The 18,832-nt window shown below is 34.0% G+C and carries 22 protein-coding genes and 1 pseudogene; 22 read left to right on the top strand and 1 reads right to left on the bottom strand.

Annotated features, from left to right (window positions below):
* Window positions 1-155 precede the first annotated feature (155 nt).
* The 6 genes from HMPREF3031_RS01370 (at window position 156) to HMPREF3031_RS01345 (ending at window position 6,634) form a co-directional block, all read left to right on the top strand.
* A complete protein-coding gene (locus HMPREF3031_RS01370) occupies window positions 156-836 on the top strand; it encodes a response regulator transcription factor (protein ID WP_002481437.1) in 681 nt (226 codons plus the stop codon).
* Window positions 823-1,866, top strand: a complete 1,044-nt coding sequence (locus tag HMPREF3031_RS01365; protein ID WP_002481438.1) for a sensor histidine kinase — start codon at window positions 823-825, stop codon at window positions 1,864-1,866. The genes HMPREF3031_RS01370 and HMPREF3031_RS01365 overlap by 14 nt, the downstream gene beginning before the upstream one ends.
* A 90-nt stretch (window positions 1,867-1,956) precedes the next feature.
* Complete coding sequence (locus HMPREF3031_RS01360) at window positions 1,957-2,718, top strand: ABC transporter ATP-binding protein (protein WP_002481439.1); 762 nt, start codon at window positions 1,957-1,959, stop codon at window positions 2,716-2,718.
* Entirely contained in the window at window positions 2,708-4,606 is a 1,899-nt protein-coding gene (locus HMPREF3031_RS01355) for an FtsX-like permease family protein (protein WP_002481440.1), read from the top strand. The genes HMPREF3031_RS01360 and HMPREF3031_RS01355 overlap by 11 nt, the downstream gene beginning before the upstream one ends.
* A gap of 389 nt (window positions 4,607-4,995) precedes the next feature.
* On the top strand, window positions 4,996-5,613 hold the full coding sequence (locus HMPREF3031_RS01350; RefSeq protein ID WP_002481441.1) for a DUF47 domain-containing protein: 618 nt from the start codon (window positions 4,996-4,998) through the stop codon (window positions 5,611-5,613).
* A 13-nt stretch (window positions 5,614-5,626) separates the two neighbouring features.
* Complete coding sequence (locus HMPREF3031_RS01345; protein ID WP_002481442.1) at window positions 5,627-6,634, top strand: inorganic phosphate transporter; 1,008 nt, start codon at window positions 5,627-5,629, stop codon at window positions 6,632-6,634.
* Between the two features lie 216 nt (window positions 6,635-6,850).
* On the opposite strand, the gene HMPREF3031_RS01340 is transcribed toward HMPREF3031_RS01345, so the two are convergent.
* Window positions 6,851-7,645, bottom strand: a complete 795-nt coding sequence (locus HMPREF3031_RS01340; RefSeq protein ID WP_061054879.1) for a CHAP domain-containing protein — start codon at window positions 7,643-7,645, stop codon at window positions 6,851-6,853.
* Between the two features lie 358 nt (window positions 7,646-8,003).
* Here HMPREF3031_RS01340 and HMPREF3031_RS01335 point away from each other — a divergent pair, with 358 nt between their 5' ends.
* The 16 genes and pseudogenes from HMPREF3031_RS01335 to HMPREF3031_RS01260 all read left to right on the top strand — a co-directional run.
* Window positions 8,004-8,651, top strand: a complete 648-nt coding sequence (locus HMPREF3031_RS01335) for a Bax inhibitor-1/YccA family protein (RefSeq protein WP_051035999.1) — start codon at window positions 8,004-8,006, stop codon at window positions 8,649-8,651.
* A gap of 277 nt (window positions 8,652-8,928) precedes the next feature.
* A complete protein-coding gene (locus tag HMPREF3031_RS01330) occupies window positions 8,929-11,103 on the top strand; it encodes a helix-turn-helix domain-containing protein (protein ID WP_002481445.1) in 2,175 nt (724 codons plus the stop codon).
* 155 nt (window positions 11,104-11,258) lie between these two features.
* A complete protein-coding gene (locus HMPREF3031_RS01325; RefSeq protein WP_002481446.1) occupies window positions 11,259-11,615 on the top strand; it encodes a transcriptional regulator, SarA/Rot family in 357 nt (118 codons plus the stop codon).
* Window positions 11,616-11,810: 195 nt separating this feature from the next.
* Complete coding sequence (locus tag HMPREF3031_RS01320; protein WP_002481447.1) at window positions 11,811-12,527, top strand: YebC/PmpR family DNA-binding transcriptional regulator; 717 nt, start codon at window positions 11,811-11,813, stop codon at window positions 12,525-12,527.
* A 3-nt stretch (window positions 12,528-12,530) separates the two neighbouring features.
* The gene (locus HMPREF3031_RS01315; protein ID WP_002481448.1) at window positions 12,531-13,022 is read left to right on the top strand and encodes a cupin domain-containing protein; all 492 of its coding nucleotides are present in this window, start codon (window positions 12,531-12,533) and stop codon (window positions 13,020-13,022) included.
* A 384-nt stretch (window positions 13,023-13,406) separates the two neighbouring features.
* Complete coding sequence (locus tag HMPREF3031_RS01310) at window positions 13,407-13,886, top strand: hypothetical protein (RefSeq protein WP_002481449.1); 480 nt, start codon at window positions 13,407-13,409, stop codon at window positions 13,884-13,886.
* A 30-nt stretch (window positions 13,887-13,916) separates the two neighbouring features.
* The gene (locus HMPREF3031_RS01305; protein WP_002481450.1) at window positions 13,917-14,369 is read left to right on the top strand and encodes a hypothetical protein; all 453 of its coding nucleotides are present in this window, start codon (window positions 13,917-13,919) and stop codon (window positions 14,367-14,369) included.
* Between the two features lie 391 nt (window positions 14,370-14,760).
* Entirely contained in the window at window positions 14,761-15,249 is a 489-nt protein-coding gene (gene gvpQ, locus HMPREF3031_RS01300; RefSeq protein WP_002481451.1) for a gas vesicle protein GvpQ, read from the top strand.
* Window positions 15,250-15,309: 60 nt separating this feature from the next.
* Window positions 15,310-15,660: a gas vesicle protein GvpJ gene (gene gvpJ, locus HMPREF3031_RS13640; protein ID WP_002481452.1), complete on the top strand. Its 351-nt coding sequence runs from the start codon at window positions 15,310-15,312 to the stop codon at window positions 15,658-15,660.
* Window positions 15,661-15,735: 75 nt separating this feature from the next.
* A complete protein-coding gene (gvpO, locus tag HMPREF3031_RS01290; protein ID WP_002481453.1) occupies window positions 15,736-16,005 on the top strand; it encodes a gas vesicle protein GvpO in 270 nt (89 codons plus the stop codon).
* A 57-nt stretch (window positions 16,006-16,062) separates the two neighbouring features.
* The gene (locus HMPREF3031_RS01285) at window positions 16,063-16,827 is read left to right on the top strand and encodes a GvpL/GvpF family gas vesicle protein (protein ID WP_070724559.1); all 765 of its coding nucleotides are present in this window, start codon (window positions 16,063-16,065) and stop codon (window positions 16,825-16,827) included.
* Between the two features lies 1 nt (window position 16,828).
* Window positions 16,829-17,083: a gas vesicle protein GvpG gene (locus tag HMPREF3031_RS01280; protein ID WP_002481455.1), complete on the top strand. Its 255-nt coding sequence runs from the start codon at window positions 16,829-16,831 to the stop codon at window positions 17,081-17,083.
* A gap of 3 nt (window positions 17,084-17,086) precedes the next feature.
* On the top strand, window positions 17,087-17,896 hold the full coding sequence (locus tag HMPREF3031_RS01275; RefSeq protein WP_002481456.1) for a GvpL/GvpF family gas vesicle protein: 810 nt from the start codon (window positions 17,087-17,089) through the stop codon (window positions 17,894-17,896).
* Window positions 17,897-17,913: 17 nt separating this feature from the next.
* Window positions 17,914-18,177 carry a gas vesicle protein gene (locus HMPREF3031_RS01270; RefSeq protein WP_002481457.1) on the top strand — a complete coding sequence of 88 codons (264 nt, stop codon included), beginning with the start codon at window positions 17,914-17,916 and terminating at the stop codon, window positions 18,175-18,177.
* A complete protein-coding gene (locus HMPREF3031_RS01265) occupies window positions 18,161-18,445 on the top strand; it encodes a gas vesicle protein K (RefSeq protein ID WP_002481458.1) in 285 nt (94 codons plus the stop codon). The genes HMPREF3031_RS01270 and HMPREF3031_RS01265 overlap by 17 nt, the downstream gene beginning before the upstream one ends.
* Before the next feature lie 40 nt (window positions 18,446-18,485).
* Window positions 18,486-18,800: pseudogene (locus HMPREF3031_RS01260) on the top strand (gas vesicle protein); the annotation flags it as partial.
* Window positions 18,801-18,832 lie beyond the last annotated feature (32 nt).

Raw genomic sequence — 18,832 nt, 5'->3', positions numbered from 1 at the left:
GATTGTCTGCATCGTTTTTAGTTTCATTTTACTTTAAAATGATAGAACGCAATGATTGTTAGAGAATCGCACAAAGATAAGTGTAAAATAAAAGTTGTGAAATGTAAATGAAACAGTTTTGAAATAATTTCGAAATAAAAACAATAGGTGATAACATGAAAATTTTATTGGTAGAAGATGACAAGTCCTTATTTGAACAATTAAAAAAAGAACTAGAACATTGGGATTTGCAAGTGTCTGGTATTGATGATTTTAATCAAGTTATGGAAGCATTTGAACAGGAACAACCAGAAATTATTATCATGGATGTAGAGTTGCCGAAATATGACGGGTTTTATTGGTGTCGTGAAATACGTAATCAATCGAATGTACCTATCTTATTTTTATCAGCGAGAGATAATCCAATGGATCAAGTTATGAGTATGGAACTAGGGGCAGATGATTTTATGCAGAAGCCTTTCTATACTAATGTCTTAATCGCGAAGCTTAAAGCCATATATCGCCGTGTATATCAATTCAATCTAGAGGAGCAACGTATGTTGTCATGGGGCGATGTCCAAGTGGACCTTGGTAAAGGCGTATTAGAGAGAGGAAATGAAACCGCACATCTTTCTAAAACTGAAATGCTTATTCTAGAGATTTTATTAAAACATCGTAATCAAATTGTCAGTCGTGATGAGATCATTACGGCGTTATGGGATGATGAAGCGTTTGTGAGTGATAATACGTTGACGGTTAATATCAATCGACTACGTAAAAAGTTAGCAGACTTTGGATTAACTAATGCGATTGAAACACGGGTCGGCAAAGGATATTTAGCACATGACAATATTTAAACGTATCTCAAATTACTTAGTCTCTCGTTTGAATTGGTTGGCGTTGATTGTTGGCTTTCAAATATTTTTAGTGATTTTAGCTGTACTAGATCAAAATTTATCTGTTGAATCTATGCTTTATGTCATTTTATGTAATGTTATCTTCACATTGGTGTTCCTCATTTTTTCTTACAACTATGAAACTTCGTTCAACAAAAAATTGTCTGAAATGAAAGAGGTTGAGGAGTTGAAGCATAAAGAAGCGGCCAATACTCCGATGGAAGAAGAAGTCTTACAATATTTATATCTGATGATTCAAAGACAAAAACAAATTGTATCTAGGCAATCTGTGCAATTAAAAGAAAATGAACAAAGCCTTACGGAATTTGTGCATGAAATTAAAACACCTTTAACCGCATTGAAATTAATCATTGATCAAGAAGAAGATATGACTCGTCGACAAGCTTTATTGTTTGAATGGTCACGCATGAATGAAATGTTAGACCAACAATTGTATTTATCACGATTAAGCCAAAAGCACCAAGATTTATATTTTGAAGGCGTTTCATTAAAACGTATGGTGATTGAAGAAATTCAGTTAACACGTAATATTTGTAGACAGCGCGGTATTGGGTTCGATATAGATTTTAATGAAGAAGATAATGTCTTTACAGATATGAAATGGTGCAAGATGATGATTCGCCAAGTCCTTTCAAATGCGGTGAAATACAGTCAAGCGGGTACAGAGATACAAATCATCACTAAAGAAGTCGAAGGACATATTGTGCTTGAAATCAAAGATACAGGACGCGGAATTGCTTCTCAAGATATGCCGCGTATATTTGAACGTGGTTTTACGTCAACACAATACCGCCACGAGACAACTTCTTCAGGTTTAGGTTTATATTTAGTGGATCAAATCAAACAGCCATTACATATACAAGTATCGGTTGATTCTATTGCAGAAGAAGGGACAACAGTCTCTTTTATCTTCCCTAAACAGAACGAAATGTTAGAACGTATGTCTGAAGTGACAAAATCGTCACTTTAAACATGCGTTTTGTAATATCAAATCAACGACCATAAAATCACTTATGCGTACACTATAAATACAAGAGTTAAGAAAAAAGGAGCGCAAAAAATGGAAATTCTAACAGTATCCAATTTAACAAAAGTATTTGGAAATAAGCATGTGGCGCATGAAGTGCTGAAAGGCATCTCGTTTAAAGTTGAAAAAGGTGAATTCATTTCAATTATGGGACCGTCTGGTTCTGGTAAAACGACATTATTGAATATGTTAAGCTCCATTGATTATATAACACAAGGTTCAGTGGAACTTAACGGACATCAATTGCAGAAATTAAGTAACAAAGCACTGTCAGAAGTGCGTAAAAAAGAAATCGGCTTTATTTTCCAAGATTATAATTTATTAGACACGTTGACAGTTAAGGAAAATATTATGTTGCCGTTATCTATTCAAAAGTTATCCAAAAAAGAAGTGGATGCACGATTTGATGAAGTGACAGAAACATTAGGTATCAGAGATTTAGCAAATAAATATCCATCTGAAGTTTCAGGTGGTCAGAAACAAAGAGTTTCTGCAGCCCGTGCATTTATCACACGTCCAGCAATTATCTTCGCAGATGAACCAACAGGGGCGTTAGATTCTAAAAGTGCACAAGATTTATTAAGACGTTTGAAAAATATGAATGAACGCTTTGATACGACTATTTTAATGGTGACACATGATCCGGCAGCAGCCAGTTATTCAAACCGTGTCATCATGTTGAAAGATGGTCAAATACATTCTGAGCTATACCAAGGTGAACGTTCTAAACAAGCGTTCTATAAGGAAATCATTCAAGCACAAAGCGTCTTGGGCGGTGTGTCTTATGACGTTTAGACATATTGTATTAAAGAACTTAAGACAAAACATCAGACATTATGGTTTATATCTTTTTTCTCTCATAATGAGTATTTCCTTGTACTTTAGCTTTGTGACATTAAAATATACAGAAACAATCAATAATAGTGAATCTTCGAAATTAATTCAAAAAGGCGCGAGTTTAGGTAGTGTTGTACTGTTCATTATCATTATAATCTTTTTAATGTATGTGAATCAGCTCTTCATTAAACAAAGAGATAAAGAACTTGGACTCTATCAATTAATCGGATTAACGAAAGTAAATGTAGTTCGTATGTCGATGTTAGAGCAATTTGCGATATTTGTTGTCACAGGTCTTGTCGGCATAGTTGTCGGCTTAGTAGGGTCTAGAATTTTATTATTGATTGTGACGAAATTAATGCAAATGAATGAAACGGTACATCTGCATTTCAGCTTAAAAGCAGTAGGCGCAACGGCATTGATGTTAGTAATTGCGTACATCTTAGTTATTGTTCAAAACGCAATCTTTATCAAACGACGTTCCATTTTAGGATTAATGCAAACTCGTCGTACGGCTGATGTGAAATCAAATAAAATTACAGTACTTGAAGCAATCAGTGGTATTGTAGGGCTTGCGATGATTATTTCAGGATATGTTATGGCGGTTGATACAAAGCTTTTAGCGAATATGGCTATTCCGTTTTTAATTTTATTCCTGACAATTGTCGGTGCTTATTTATTCTTTAGAAGTACGGTATCTTTATTATTCAAGACGTTGAAGAAAAGAAAAAAAGGCCAAGTTTCAATTAATGATGTCATTTTCACGTCATCTATTATGCATCGTATGAAAAAGAATGCCTTATCATTAACTATTATTGCGGTCATTTCTGCGATTACAGTAACTGTCCTTTGTTTTAGTGCCATACAAATGAAGATGGAAAAAGTGCAACTCAATATGTTTTCGCCATATGATGTGACATTACAATCGAAACATGATGTGGATTTATATGAAAAAGCATTAAAAAAACATCATATCGATTATGACTTAAATTATAAAGAGTTGTTGATGGTACAGTCTCAGAAGAATAATTTATTTAAGAAAAATGTCGGCTACGAGATAGGTATTCGCGTCACAAGTGAAAAATATGTCGACAATGCAGGGCTCTCTGATCATACCGCAAAACTTTCGCACCCTTTTGGAACAGGTATGCTCTTAAAACCGATTACTAATGATTCTTATGTAGCATTTCAAGATAAACAAGGACAACAACTCTTCCGTGTGAAAGTACAAGACACTGAACTTGATACACGTTTCAGCTTGCTTACGTTACGTGGCGGTGTGTTGGTAATCGTCAATGATGAAGACTATCGTTTATTGAAAGAGAAAGGGGAAATAGATAAAGATGACCTTTCTACGCAATATGGCTTTACTATTACAGATAAATCTCAAATGAAAGAAGCTTCGAAAGCATTGGATGAAGTTGATCCAGGTTATGAGACAAAAGAAGAAATAGCTAAGGATAATAGAGAAAATAATGGTATGTTCTTATTCATATCATCATTCTTAGGTATTGCTTTCTTAATTGCGGCAGGTTGTATTATCTACATTAAACAAATGGATGAAACAACAGATGAAATCGGTAACTTTAAAATATTGAGAAAGCTAGGTTATACACAAAATGACATGCGTCACGGTTTAAAACTTAAAATCATGTTCAACTTTGGTTTGCCATTGATAGTAGGTTTGGCACATGCATACTTTGCATCATGGGCATTCTTGAATTTGATGGGATCTGATGATCATTCTCCAGTCTTTATCGTAATGGGAGTTTATACATTGATTTATGCATCATTTGCGATTATTGCTTATATACACACAAAACGTACTATAAAACAGTCAATATAGTATAGTAAACTTACTTCGAAAACTTGAAATAATGAGTTTTCGGAGTATTTTTTTGGATTGGAATGTGTAAGAATGGTGAAGTTAGGTAAAATTTTTAGAGAGGAAGTATTTACTTTTCGCTTAGGATTGTGGAAATTTTGAAAACTTAGCGAAGTAATCGGACATTACAATTATGTTCAATTGTTAAGATTTTGTAAATAGAATTGTAGTGTTGTAAATTTTGTGCTATTTTCTTTTTAGGAAGGTAAAATTTATTTGAAGCTAGTGTGAAGATGGTATACATATTAGTTTCAAAAGTATCACACGATTACTTTTTACAATTATATACTTTTGAGTTCAAATTTATGAAATGTGATTGGGAAGCAATCGCTGAAAATGGAGGATTTTCAATGTTTAACAAGAAAAAGGATAAGTTCATGGTTAAATTGGAGGAAATGGTATTCAATTTAGATCGCGCAGCAATTGAGTTCGGGAAAATGGACTTTAACACACACCTAGATTTAAAAGCTTATTCTGATAATATCAAAACGTATGAGTCACACGGTGACGAATTAATGCACCAAGTAATCTCAGACTTGAACCAAACGTTCATTACCCCAATCGAGCGTGAGGATATTTTATCTTTATGTAACGCTATTGATGATGTTTTAGACGCAATGGAAGAAACATCAGCAATGTTCGAAATGTATTCAATCGAGTATTCAGATGAATACATGGCTGAATTTGTAGATAATATTCAAAAAGCAGTAGCTGAAATGAAATTAGCTATCGGCTTATTAGTAGAAAAGAAACTTTCTCACATGCGTATTCATTCAATTAATATTAAAGAGTTTGAAACAAATTGTGACGGTATTTTAAGACAATCAATTAAACATATCTTCAATAGTGAAACAGACCCAATCACATTGATTAAAATTAAAGACATATATGAAAGCTTAGAAAACATTGCAGATAAATGCCAAGCAGTCGCAAATAATTTCGAAACAATTATCATGAAAAATAGCTAAGGAGTAATATAAAATGGATTATATTATAATTATCACTGTAGCTATCGTTATTTTTTCATTGGTGTTCGACTTTATTAATGGTTTCCACGATACAGCGAATGCGGTAGCTACTGCAGTGTCGACAAGAGCACTGACACCAAAACGCGCAATCTTTTTAGCAGCGATTATGAACTTTATCGGTGCATTAACATTTACAGGTGTAGCAGGGACAATTACAAAAGACATTGTGGATCCATTTAAATTGCAAAATGGATTAGTCGTGGTATTAGCGGCTATTTTCGCAGCGATATTCTGGAACTTGTTAACATGGTACTTCGGTATTCCAAGTTCTTCATCACATGCCTTAATCGGTTCGATTGCAGGTGCAGCGGTTGCATCTCAAGGTTCATTTTCAGTGTTGCATTTCCAAGGCTTCACTAAAATTATTATTGTGTTGATTGTATCGCCATTGATTGCCTTTTGTGTAGGTTTCATTATGTATAGTATTGTTAAAGTCGTATTTAAAAATGCGAATTTAACAAAAGCTAACCGCAACTTTAGAATATTCCAGATTTTCACAGCATCATTACAATCATTCTCACATGGTACAAACGATGCGCAAAAATCAATGGGTATCATTACACTAGCTTTAATTGTTGCGAACTTACAAGATGGTAACAATGTTGAACCGCAATTATGGGTTAAAGTAGCCTGTGCTGCCGCTATGGGTCTAGGTACAGCAGTAGGTGGTTGGAAAATCATCAAAACTGTCGGCGGTAACATTATGAAGATTCGCCCAGCTAACGGGGCTGCTGCAGATTTATCTTCAGCATTAACAATTTTCGTCGCATCTTCATTACATTTCCCATTATCAACAACACACGTTGTATCTTCATCTATCCTTGGTGTAGGGGCATCTAACCGCATCAAAGGAGTGAAATGGAATACAGCTCAACGTATGATTGTAACTTGGGTAATTACATTACCAATTTCAGCATTCGTCGCAGCAATGATTTACTGGATTATGAATATTTTCTTATAATCATTCTCAATCATTGAGACATAAACATAGAGAACATTAAATAGAAAGCGGATCATTTTCTGATTTTGAAAATGATCCGCTTTTTTGCGGTAAATCGGGCTTAGAACTATATAAAAGCTATTGAGGCGCTCAGTTTGATTAGCATGTTACATCATCTATTGGTTTCCAAATTTAAGCCAAAATAAAAAGACGATGCGTCATCGCCTTTTTAGATTATTAATGAATGTAGTTATAGCTAGAAGCCATTGAAGCAGGAATTGTACGGTAGTCGACAATGCCTGGAGGTGTATTGTAGTTCATTTCAGAAATTAAAATGCTGCCATCACCATTCACTTGTTCTACATATGCAACATGACCGATTGGTCCTTCATAGTTCTGCATAATTGAACCAGCTGCAGGTGTGTTGTTTACTGTGTAACCGTCAGCTTGTGCATTGTTTGCCCAATGATCTGCGTTCCACCAGTATGTACTGATTGGTTGGCCTGTTTCAGCACGACGATTGAATACATGCCAAGTACATTGTCCCCAGTCATATAAGTTAGCATGATTAAATGTCGGTGATTGGTTCGTTGCAGGTGTAGCTGTAGGTGTACCGCCTGAACCACCAGCTGCGCCAGAAATTTTTAATTGTTGGCCAGGGTGAATTAAATAACCATTCAAGCCGTTAGCTGACATGATTGCCTCAGCAGATGTACCATATTGATTTGCGATGATATTTAATGATTCACCAGCTTGCACTGTATGTGTGCCACCAGAAATGTTAACAGTCGCCCCTGTATTTGAACTTTGACTGCTGCCATTTACTGTAATGACTTGGCCAGGGAACACCATATTATTTGATAAATTGTTATCTTGTTTAATGCTTTCGATAGAAGTGCCGTATTCTTGTGCAATAGACCAAAGTGATTCACCAGCTTGTACTGTATGCTGTGTCGATGCATCAGCATCTTGTTGAGTAAGCGCTAAGGCTGCACCTGTTGCAACTGAAAATGTAACTGCTAACTTTTTCAAATGAGATTCCTCCTCTAATAAGTTTGGTTCAGTAATTATACATTCGTTTTATATTTGCTATGTAATACGAATATCAATCATTATTTCTATACTTCCACATCTTATCAAAAATATGCGGAGATTTGTCGGTTGTTACGTGCTTGTAATAATTTTTAATAAAACCTGAATTGTCTAAAATTCAGAAAACACTAGACAATATAGGGTTTATTGAAGGAAAATTTGGATTTTGATAATACTAATGTAATGTTTGTAATGAAAAATGACAATACACTAAAGCGCTTTGAAGATTTATAGTTGCTAAATCAGAAAGTGGAAATCAGAATACACTCTATGAAATAATAATTAACAAATAGTTTCAATGAAGGAGTTGAACAACTTGGTAAACGCAACACATACTACCTCTAAATCGAGTGCTTATGCGAAGGTTTGGCTTTACTTTATGTACTTTTGGCTTATTTTTGGTATTGGTACATATTTTGGCCAGTATCTGCCTGATGCTTGGAGAAGACCACTCTCTATCGGTTTGACGGTATTAATTTTGATTTCGTTATTTGTGAATCGATCACGTAAATTCGGCTTTTTAATATCTAATATATATGCTGTAGCAATTGGGTTATTAGCTTATGCTGCATTTACGACATACATGCAGAATTTAGGTCCAGAGTTATTTTATAAAAACGTAGCACTTGCAGTAGGTGCCTTTATTGCGTTTGGTGTCATTGGATACTTTTTCGTGCAGAATGCATCAAGTATCGGCAAATATCTATTTGTAGTATTAATCGCGTTAATTGTGGCCACTTTAATTGGTTTCTTTGTGCAAAACCCGATTTTTTATACTGTTATCAATGTTGTAGCAGTTGGTTTATTCTTGCTGTATACATTGTATGACTTTAACAGATTGAAACGAGGACAATTTGCACCAAGTGAAATGGGCTTTAATTTATTTGTGAACTTATTGAATATTATTATTAATATCTTAAGTTTAGCTAATCGTTTTAGAGATTAATATCATCAAGAATAGGACTGGAACAAAGAAAAACAATGTTCCAGTCCTTCATTATATTATACAATCTAGTTATCATTGATAAGAATAGTACGATATAATCATACGTTACGTAATTTGAAACAACATAAAAATACTATTAAGTTTTAAAATTTGTGTCTAATTGCGTTGTGTGCTAAATTTGTAGAGTATAGTCCTAGAGAAATTACAGGAAGGAATAAAATAAAGAGAGATGTATCATTACGACTTAAAACAGCTTATTTTATTAAAGGTTATATAAATGAGAAGTAGTATTATCGATTTATACGCAGCTGAAAATTTGCCAGCCAATCGTTGTTATGATGGAGTGTTATTACTTTGGCCAGTAAACGATACAGCAGAAATCCAAAGGTCCGCTCAAGTTGAAACAGTAAATAACACGGTTTGTCTCATCAACCATAATGAAGTTTTTCAAGTTTCGAAAAACAAAAAGATGATGATGGTTTATGTTGCGAGTGATTGGTTCCTTGAGAAGGATTTCGCTTTTTTTAATTATTGCTTTAATATTCAAATGGTTCAGTCGAACAGTAAAATTGAAAAAGCAATGTTGATCTTATTGGAAAAGTATCTTGAAGAAACCTTAACAGAAGAACTGATTAAAAAATGTATTAGTGAGATATGCGACATTTTAATTGAAGAGGCGAGTGTTGAAATCAAACATACGTCACACCAGTTAATTGCATCGCTAGATTATAGAGAAAAGAAAATCGTAGATTATATCAACGAACATATTGGAGAGAAACTGACTTTAGAGACAGTAGCTAAAGAAGTTTATATTTCTCCGACAACACTCTCTTCTTCCTTTTATAAAATATTTAATATGGGTTTCAGAAATTATATTGAAACATTACGAATTGGACTTTCTATAGAAATGTTAGTAACGACTGACCGAAAAATTTTGGATATCTCTGAAGAAGTAGGTTTCAGTAATTTCAGTGGTTATTATCGGAAATTTAAACGTCATTTAGATACCACGCCTAATGACTACAGACATAAATCTAAGCTGAGTAAAGACCTTTGTTATTTAGTAAAGGATCAAGATTCTGAAGTCAGTGAACAAGGTAAAAAAGTATATTTAAAGAAAATCAAAGACATACTGAAGAACTGGACAGAAGATAAAGAGAACATTATTTATGTAGATAATAATAATCCCATCTATTCTCCTACACGTCCGTTTGTGATGACGATTCAAATTCGCACGCTTGAAGAATTGAAGGAAGTGATGGTTTATCACAGGCATCAAGAAATCTTTGATTTCGATGATGAAGTGATGTTCTTAATCCATCCAAGTATACCAACGATTCATCAACATTTTAGCACGAGTGAACTAGTTGCTATGCTTGATACTATCTATCAAAGCAATGCGAGAGTAGCTTTTGAACTTGAATCAAAAGAAGATATTGATTATGTGAAACATGAATTATTACAGTCACGTGCATTTACAGATCATCAAGCCTATGCAGATCTTAAAAAGGATACATCTAAGATTTCGATAACATTTAGTTTGCAGAATCAATCATTGAAAGACATCTATATACAAAAAATGAGAATTAAAGAAATTGGGTTTAATGTTAATTTTAACCTAGATGTTACTAAATTGTTTAATGATCCTGAAAAATTTAAAGCATTAGAACTCCCAATTAAACGAGTGAATTTTGATTATTTCTTTATTGATAATGAAAAGTTGAAACATCCTTATTTGGAAAAATCTTATAAAAAAATGCCGATGAAACAACTAGTCAATTTGAATGCGCTGCAGTCAGTTATGAAACAAGTTCATTTAGAAGAACGTAAATATATACTGCTTAATGTTCCGAATAGGAAATTATTGAATGAAGATATGAGTCTCTTAGATAGCACACCATTAATGATGTATATGTTTATGCGCTTTTATAGTATTTTATCTGGAATCGGCGTGGATTTATATCAACGTACTGATACGAATATCGCATTTCTTTTTGATACAAATGGTTTCAAGACCACACTGTATTTTTTATATAGACAACTGTCTGGATTTGAGACGTTTTATTTCTATGAAGATGATGCTTGTCTCATGACACGTGGGGATGAACATTACAGTATTATCGTCTATGACTGGCGTATTATTGAAAATGAAATACATGAAGGTAATCAAAGTTGTCATCGTTTCTATATCGGTTTTAAAGATAAAAGTTTAAGAGACAATTATTTGGTAACACGTGAAGTAACAGATTATAAACACGGTAATATCAAGGAGATTATTTCACCCAATATCATGCCTACATTTAAATGGCCAAAAGATTTAAAACGTAAGATAAAAAACGCCAATAATCCAAAGTTTGATGTATTTGAACACAACTTTAACAATGGCACATTGAGTGTTGATGTTGAATATAATTCATTGCAATTGATTTCTTTATATAAAACAACGAAATAGATTGAAGTTTATAAAAGGTAATTGTATTTTATATAATTCAATTTGTCGTACTTAGGAAAATTGCAAAGACAATGTGGGGAAACACTAAAGACTTTTAGAGTTTTAATATTCATACTTAATGTATTATATCGATATAAAATCTGGAGGCGTATACTTTGAAAAAAAGTAACTTAGAGAAATTGCTCAATGAATACAAAAAATTTATGGATTTGACACGTTTCATTGAAGAAACATATAAAATCAACATGAATGACTTTGTAATACTTAATTGTGTTCATGAGAATTGCACCGAAGAAAAGATGTTAATGCAGCCCTTTTTAAAGATTGCAACAGATTCATTTGAAATTAGCCGAACTAAAGTTTTGGCATCCATTCGTAAACTAGTCAATCAAGACCGTGTCAGCAAAGTCCGTTCTGAGTCTGACGAACGTAAGGTTTATATTTATATGGATGATAAAAACATAGAAAAACTTGATCAAATGCTTAAAGACATTGATAAGTTTTTAGGTTGATAATACATCTGAACACCCCATACTAGAGAGATATAATATTGTGGATGAACAGCCCGGTTTTTGGGCTGTTTTTTTATGAGGATTCAAAGTAATTATGCACAAAAGGGGAACTTGGTTTTCAATAACTATATATTAAGCGTGAAATCATGTATAATAGTTGATGTTAAAAATTGAGAGCGAAAGCGAGATGGAAGTATGGGACGTAAATGGAATAACATCAAAGAGAAAAAAGCCCAAAAAGATAAAAATACAAGTCGTATTTATGCGAAATTCGGTAAAGAAATTTATGTAGCTGCGAAATCTGGTGAACCTGATCCAGAATCGAACCAAGCATTACGTTTAGTGCTTGAACGTGCAAAAACGTATAATGTACCGAAAAACATCATCGACCGAGCGATTGACAAAGCAAAAGGTAATGATGATGAAAACTACGATGAATTACGTTATGAAGGGTTTGGTCCTAGCGGTTCAATGCTGATTGTTGATGCATTGACTAATAATGTTAACCGTACTGCATCAGATGTACGTGCTGCTTTCGGTAAAAATGGCGGTAACATGGGTGTATCAGGTTCAGTATCATATATGTTCACACATACAGGTACTTTCGCATTTGAAGGCAAATCTGCAGATGAAATCTTAGAAGTTTTAATGGAAAAAGATTTAGATGTGCGAGATGTTGTCGAAGACGGTGATTTAACTATCGTTTATGCTGAACCAGATCAATTTGCACAAGTACAAGAAGCTTTAAAAGAAAGCGGCGTTGAAGAATTCGAAGTTGCTGAATTTGAAATGTTACCTCAAAACGACATCCAATTATCAGATGAAGACAAAGCAACTTTAGAAGGCTTAATCGATGCGTTAGAAGATTTAGAAGATGTTCAAAACGTTTATCATAACGTGGACTTGGATTAAGTAATGGAACATTCTGTATCGGAATGGGTGCGCCAATTAGATTTATTACCGCATCCAGAAGGCGGCTATTATAAAGAAATTATTAAAGCTGAACGCCAAGAAGAAGGACAAGCACGTCCAGCTTATACGAGTATTTATTTTTTATTAACAGATGATAATATCTCACATTTTCATCGTATAGATGCAGATGAAATTTGGTATTACCACTATGGTAACACTTTAACAGTGCATATGATTTATCCTAATGGCCAATATGAAGCGGTAGACCTTGGACCCGATAAAACAAAGGGTGAAGTGCTACAACACGTTGTGCCTGCAGGTACAATTTTTGCATCTTCGATTAAAGATGAAAAAGGCTATGCGCTGGTTGGATGTATGTGCCAACCAGGTTTCATGTTTGAGCATTTTGAAATGTTTGATCAAGCGGAACTTAAAAAAGCGTATCCTCATTTGATTGAAGTGATTGAACACTATGCACTAGAAACTATTGATTGATTTTAAAATTGAATCTATGTTTTACCAGGCACTTGCTTTAGATTTTGGGAACGAGCCCAAGCTAAAACAAGTGCTTTTTTTGTATCTCGAAATATTTTAACTATAGCAGAAATTTATATTAGGGTAACACCTAGAATTTAATACGTCTTACGAATCAGCTATTTAATCTATTCGCATTGATGAAGTTTAAATGTTTAAAGCGAATATTGGAGAGGATTTTATTGGTAAATAGTTTTTATCTTACAGGCTAATTCTCAATCGATAAAAATAAAATACAAAATACGTTTTACCTAAAAAGTATAAATGAATACGAAAATGATTTGTTTGTAAATTAGAGTTGAGGGTAAAAACAATAATACCAATTAAAGAGAGAGGGGTGTTATCGTGAGCAGGTATAAAAAGGGCGTAAATATTAAAAAGAAGAAAAACAAGGGCAATAAAAACATTCATGTCGCTGATGCTATTGTAGGCGGTGTGTTCGGCGCAACTTTCGGCTGGTTCTATAGACGAGAAGGCACTCAAAATATGATTCACCGTGTAAAAGAATCAGAGTTATTCCAAAATATTGCTTCAGATGTTTATGAAATTACTGAAGAAAATATTAAAGCCTACATCGCGATGAATATTGAAAATAAAACCCGCGATTTTTTTCAAAAGCCCGATGAAGAGGACGAAGACGAAGAATATTATGAAGATGATGAAGAATTTGAAGAAGCATACGTAGAAGATGAAGACGATGCTTACGATGATGAAGACGAAGAAGAGTTAGATGAAGAAGAATATTACGAAGCATTATTAGAAGAAAATGAACAGCTTAAAGAAGCTATCAGTCGTTTAGAAGATCGCTTTGAAGAGTTACTGTAAAAACATTAAGAAAGTAGAGGGGAAAACAGTATGAGCAAACAAATTAAAAACCAGACAGAAAAAACTAAAAAGTTACAACCTAAGAAGAAAAAATGGACATCTAGTCCCGTATACCGCACAGTGGCTGGGGGAGCAGTCGGTGCAGGTCTTGGTTATGTCTTAAAACCTAAGCAAGATAAAAAAGCACTTTATACTAAAAAGAATGCTTCAAATGCATCATTAAAAGATAAAGCTTCTGATTTAAAAGACTCTATCTTTGGTGATGATAAGAAGAAAAAAGGCAAAAAAGGTAAGAAAAATGCTAGGTTATTCAGTAAAAATACTAAAGGTAAAAAACGTAAAAAGAAACCAAATAAGAAACAGTTTCAGTTATTGAAATCCGAAAATGAAACATTGCAACAACGTTTACAATTTTTAGAAGATAAATTAGATCAATATACAACATCGAAAAAACGTAAGAAATCTCTTTTCCGTAAAAAATAAACTTTGGTTAAACGTTCAATCGAAAAGGTGCACAGTTAAAAAAACTGGCACCTTTTTTAACTAGTAATACAAGCACTTTCAAAACCTCAAGATGTTAAACGTCAATACAATGATTGTAATGTAGATTAAGAGAATGTTTCAAAAGTTGTAATTGTGTTTGAGTTTAAATTCAAAGTGGTGCTGTAATTAACATGAAAGAAAATAGATTTTACAACTAAATCGAATATTCAACTAAAAACAATAAATAATTTAAAGGTATTCAGACATCCTTTGAATCAAACGATAAGAATGTACAGAAAAACATCTTAGACATCTTTATTTATTTTATTTATTGATAAGTCAAAGGTGGTTTCTATCAAAAAAGAAAATATCAATTTAAAGGAGGTCTACAATGCCTAATAAAATGGTGAAAAAAGCTGCTGGTGCAGTGGCAAAAAAAGCAATTGAAAAGACTCCTGACGAAATTGAAGATAAAGCAAAAGATAAATTAAAAGATAAAGCACACGAGATGATGGAAGAGAAAATAACAGAAGGCGTTCAAGATAAAGCAGATCAAGCAGCAGGCAAATTACAACAAGTGAAAGAGAAAAACCAAGAAGTTGTGCCTGAAGTTGCAGATAAAGCAACAGACAAAATGCAAGGCGCCCTGTTAAAGACACGTGATAAATTAGGACAAGTCAAAGAAGCTGGGGAAGCATTCCAAGAAAAAATCAACAAAGATGAGTCCGGCAACAGCAAGAAAAAAATCAAAGGTGTTCAAGACATCAAAAGTGTTCAAAATATCAAAGGTATTTCTAACATTAAAAGCTACAACGACATTAAACATGCCTCAGACATTAAGGGAGTAGAAGATAATAAATCAACATTGATTGACAACTAAAAGAAACATTAAAAGTTTAACGAATGAAAACAATATCAATTTGAGAGGGGATTGAACATTATGAGTTCAGTACAAAGAAGTGCAGATACGTCTAGTTTAGCAGAAGTAATCGACAGAATTTTAGATAAAGGTATCGTTATTGATGCTTACGTTAGAGTTTCAGTAGTAGGTATCGAAATCTTAACTATCGAAGCAAGAATCGTAATTGCCAGCGTAGATACTTGGTTAAGATATGCAGAAGCTGTAGGCTTACTGCGTGATGAAGTTGAAGAAGAAGGCTTACCAGGCCAACAACAAGAACAACTTTCAGGAGATACGAACCAACAGCAACAAATTTCTCAACAAAGTGAACCAGAAGAAGCAGAAACAAAAGAAGCAGACGACAAGAAAAAATCAAAATATAGTGTTTAATTTTTAAATTAAAAGGGAGGCGGCGACGGAATGTTGTCGTCATCTCTTACTATATAAGATTGATGGAGGATAATTATGACGATCAAAGAACTTATGAGTAAAATTAGAGAATTCTTCAATGAAAATGTAGCACCGCCTTTCAAAATTACTTCAATCGAAGAACGTGAAGGCGATGAATCAGGTTGGACTGCGACAGTTGAAGTGATTGAAGAGAAAGAATATATGAAACGTTACGCGAAAGATGAAATGCTTGGCACGTATAGCGTTGTATTAGATAAAGATGGCGAAGTCACTTCATTTAAACGTGAAGGTATTCGTTACAGAAGTAAAGTAGACGGTAGTTAATTAATAAACGCTTTAATTAAAGGACACTAATACTAGGTACTCAAAGGAGATAAGCTTATGGCACAAGAAGAAACAGGGATTTATATATTTTGTGGAACACAGACAGATCAAAACGACGATTTCGGAACTGTTGAAGTAGAAGGTGAAAATCGTGAGTTGTTCACAATCAGATATAAAGATGCAGCTATTGTTGCTGCAGAAGTTCCGATGAAGATTTATGCACCGAAGAAAGATAATTTAATGATGCACCAAAATGTTGTGGCGACTGTTATGAAAGAAAAAGATGCAGTGATTCCTATCAGTTTCGGTAACGTATTTAAGTCTAAAGACGATGTTAAAGCTTTACTTGAAAAATTGTACCCGCAATTTGAAACGTTATTCCCTGAAATCAAAGGAAAATTTGAATTAGGACTAAAAGTCATTGGCAAACAAGAGTGGTTAGAGTCAGTAGTGAATGACGACCCTAAATTACAGGAAATGGCAAAATCAGTACGCAGCAAATCAGAAGATGCAGGCTACTATGAACGTATTCAACTGGGTTCTGCGACACAAGATGTTTTCAAGCAATTATCTAATAAAATAGAAGCGGATATTTATGAACCGCTCGCAGAGTTGAGTGCATCTGCTAAATCGAATGAACCTCAAAGCGAGAAAATGCTATTAAATGCAGCATTTTTAGTTGATGAGAAAAATGATCAAGCCTTTGATGATTTAGTAAATAAACTCTATGAAAAATGGGAAGACAAAGTAGAGTTCAAGTACACAGGTCCATGGGCCGCTTACAACTTTGTGAATATCCGTCTTAATATCGAGGGATCATAAAATGATAGTATATGGCTCACTTAAGTTATTGAAAAAAATTGCAGAACAAGTCAAAGATGAAGCGGACAAAGAACTTTATGACCTTCCGACAATTGAAAAGAAATTAATTCAATTACAAATGCAAGAAGAACTAGGTGAGATACCAGAAGACGAATACAAGGAAAAAGAAGAACAATTATTAGCACGTTATGAAACGGCTAAACAAAAAGAAATTGATGAAGCAGAAGCAATGATACAACAAAAGGAAGATGAATAGCGAATGGAAAACTTGTTATATTTATATGCACTTGTTCCAGAAGCGGAACTAGAAAACCAAGACCTTCCTTCCCTAACTGGTTTTGATGGTGAAGGCAGCTTATATACAGTTCCTGTTGATGATAAAATCACAGCAATTGTATGTGATTTAGATGGGAATGAATATTCAGAAGAAGTAATCGAAGATAAAATCGATAATGATATGGAATGGCTACAGAAGAAAGCTGTTCATCATCATGAAACGATTGAAACACTTTATCAAAACTTTACTTTAGTTCCATTGAAGTTCTGTACGATTTACAAAACAAAAGACAGTTTGAAATCAACAATTCAAGGTTATAGCGAAAAAATTACTGCCACTTTCAATTTCCTAGAAGATAAAGAAGAATGGACAGTTAAAATTTATACAAACGATAAGAAACTTCGCAAAGAAGTCAGCAAAAATAACAAAGCTGTTGAAGAAAAACGTGAAGAAATCAAAGACTTGCCACGCGGCCGTCGTTTCTTTGCGGAAAAGAAAATTGACAGCATCGTTGATAAAGAGTTAGAAAATGAAAAAGACCGAGTCAGCGAAGACTTACATCAAAACCTCAAAGCATTAGCTGTTGATTTCTCAATTAAAAAGAATTGGGGCAGAGATGTAACAGGTTTAGAAGAAGAAATGGTATATAACAGTGTCTATCTTGTACCTAATGAAAAGGTAAATGATTTTCTTGAAGTCATTGATGACACTAAAAATGAATTACCTGAAGAAGGATGGCATATAGAAGTCGCTGGACCTTGGCCTGCCTACCATTTTTCTAGCTTTAACTAATATGGAGGTGGATAGAGATGCCGTCGACAAGAGAAACTATAGAAAACAAAGAAGTCGGTCTCATTGATATTTTAGATGTCATTCTCGATAAAGGTGTTGCGATCAGAGGAGATTTAATCATTTCGATTGCCAATATAGACTTAGTCTATTTAGACTTACGTGTTTTGATTTCTTCAGTAGAAACATTAGTACAGTCTTCTATGGGCAATCGTCGACATGATATTACTTCCGAAGCATTTGATGAACAAAGGAGGGAACTTCTAGATGCCACAGATGAATAATAATAGCTCACGTATCAACTTAGGCCAAGATAATGCAGAAGATGGATTAGCGCAATTAGTAATGACAGTAATTGAGTTATTGAGACAAATTGTAGAACGCCATGCCATCAGACGTGTAGAAGGCGGAACACTGACTGACGAACAAATCGAAGAGTTAGGTGTTGCCTTAATGGATTTAGAAGAAAAAATGGAAGAACTGAAAGACGTATTTGGACTAGACGATGAAGATTTAAACATCGACTTAGGTCCTTTAGGAAGACTTATGTAACAGTTCGTTATGAATTTGATTAAGGGAGTGAGAATAAGTTATGGCAAATGAACAACTGCCTCCTGCTTCAAACGGTTCTAGTAACTTAGTAGATGTATTAGAGAAAGTATTAGATAAAGGTGTCGTAATCGCCGGAGATATCAGAGTCGGCATCGCAGATGTCGAATTATTGACCATCAAAATTCGTTTAATCGTAGCTTCAGTTGATAAGGCTAAAGAAATGGGCTTAGATTGGTGGGAAACAGATCCGTATCTCACATCTAGAGCTACAGACATGAAAATTGCAGAACAACAAAATGCTGAAGCTGAAAACAAAGAACTACAAAAGAAAGTTGAAGCTTTAGAAAATAAACTCAACGAACAAAATGAAGCACCTTCAACAGAGAA

This window comes from Staphylococcus sp. HMSC072B07 (assembly GCF_001815505.1).
Taxonomy (GTDB): domain Bacteria; phylum Bacillota; class Bacilli; order Staphylococcales; family Staphylococcaceae; genus Staphylococcus; species Staphylococcus simulans.
Note: the sequence above shows the minus strand (reverse complement) of the source record. Positions and strands in the feature narration are given on the sequence as shown.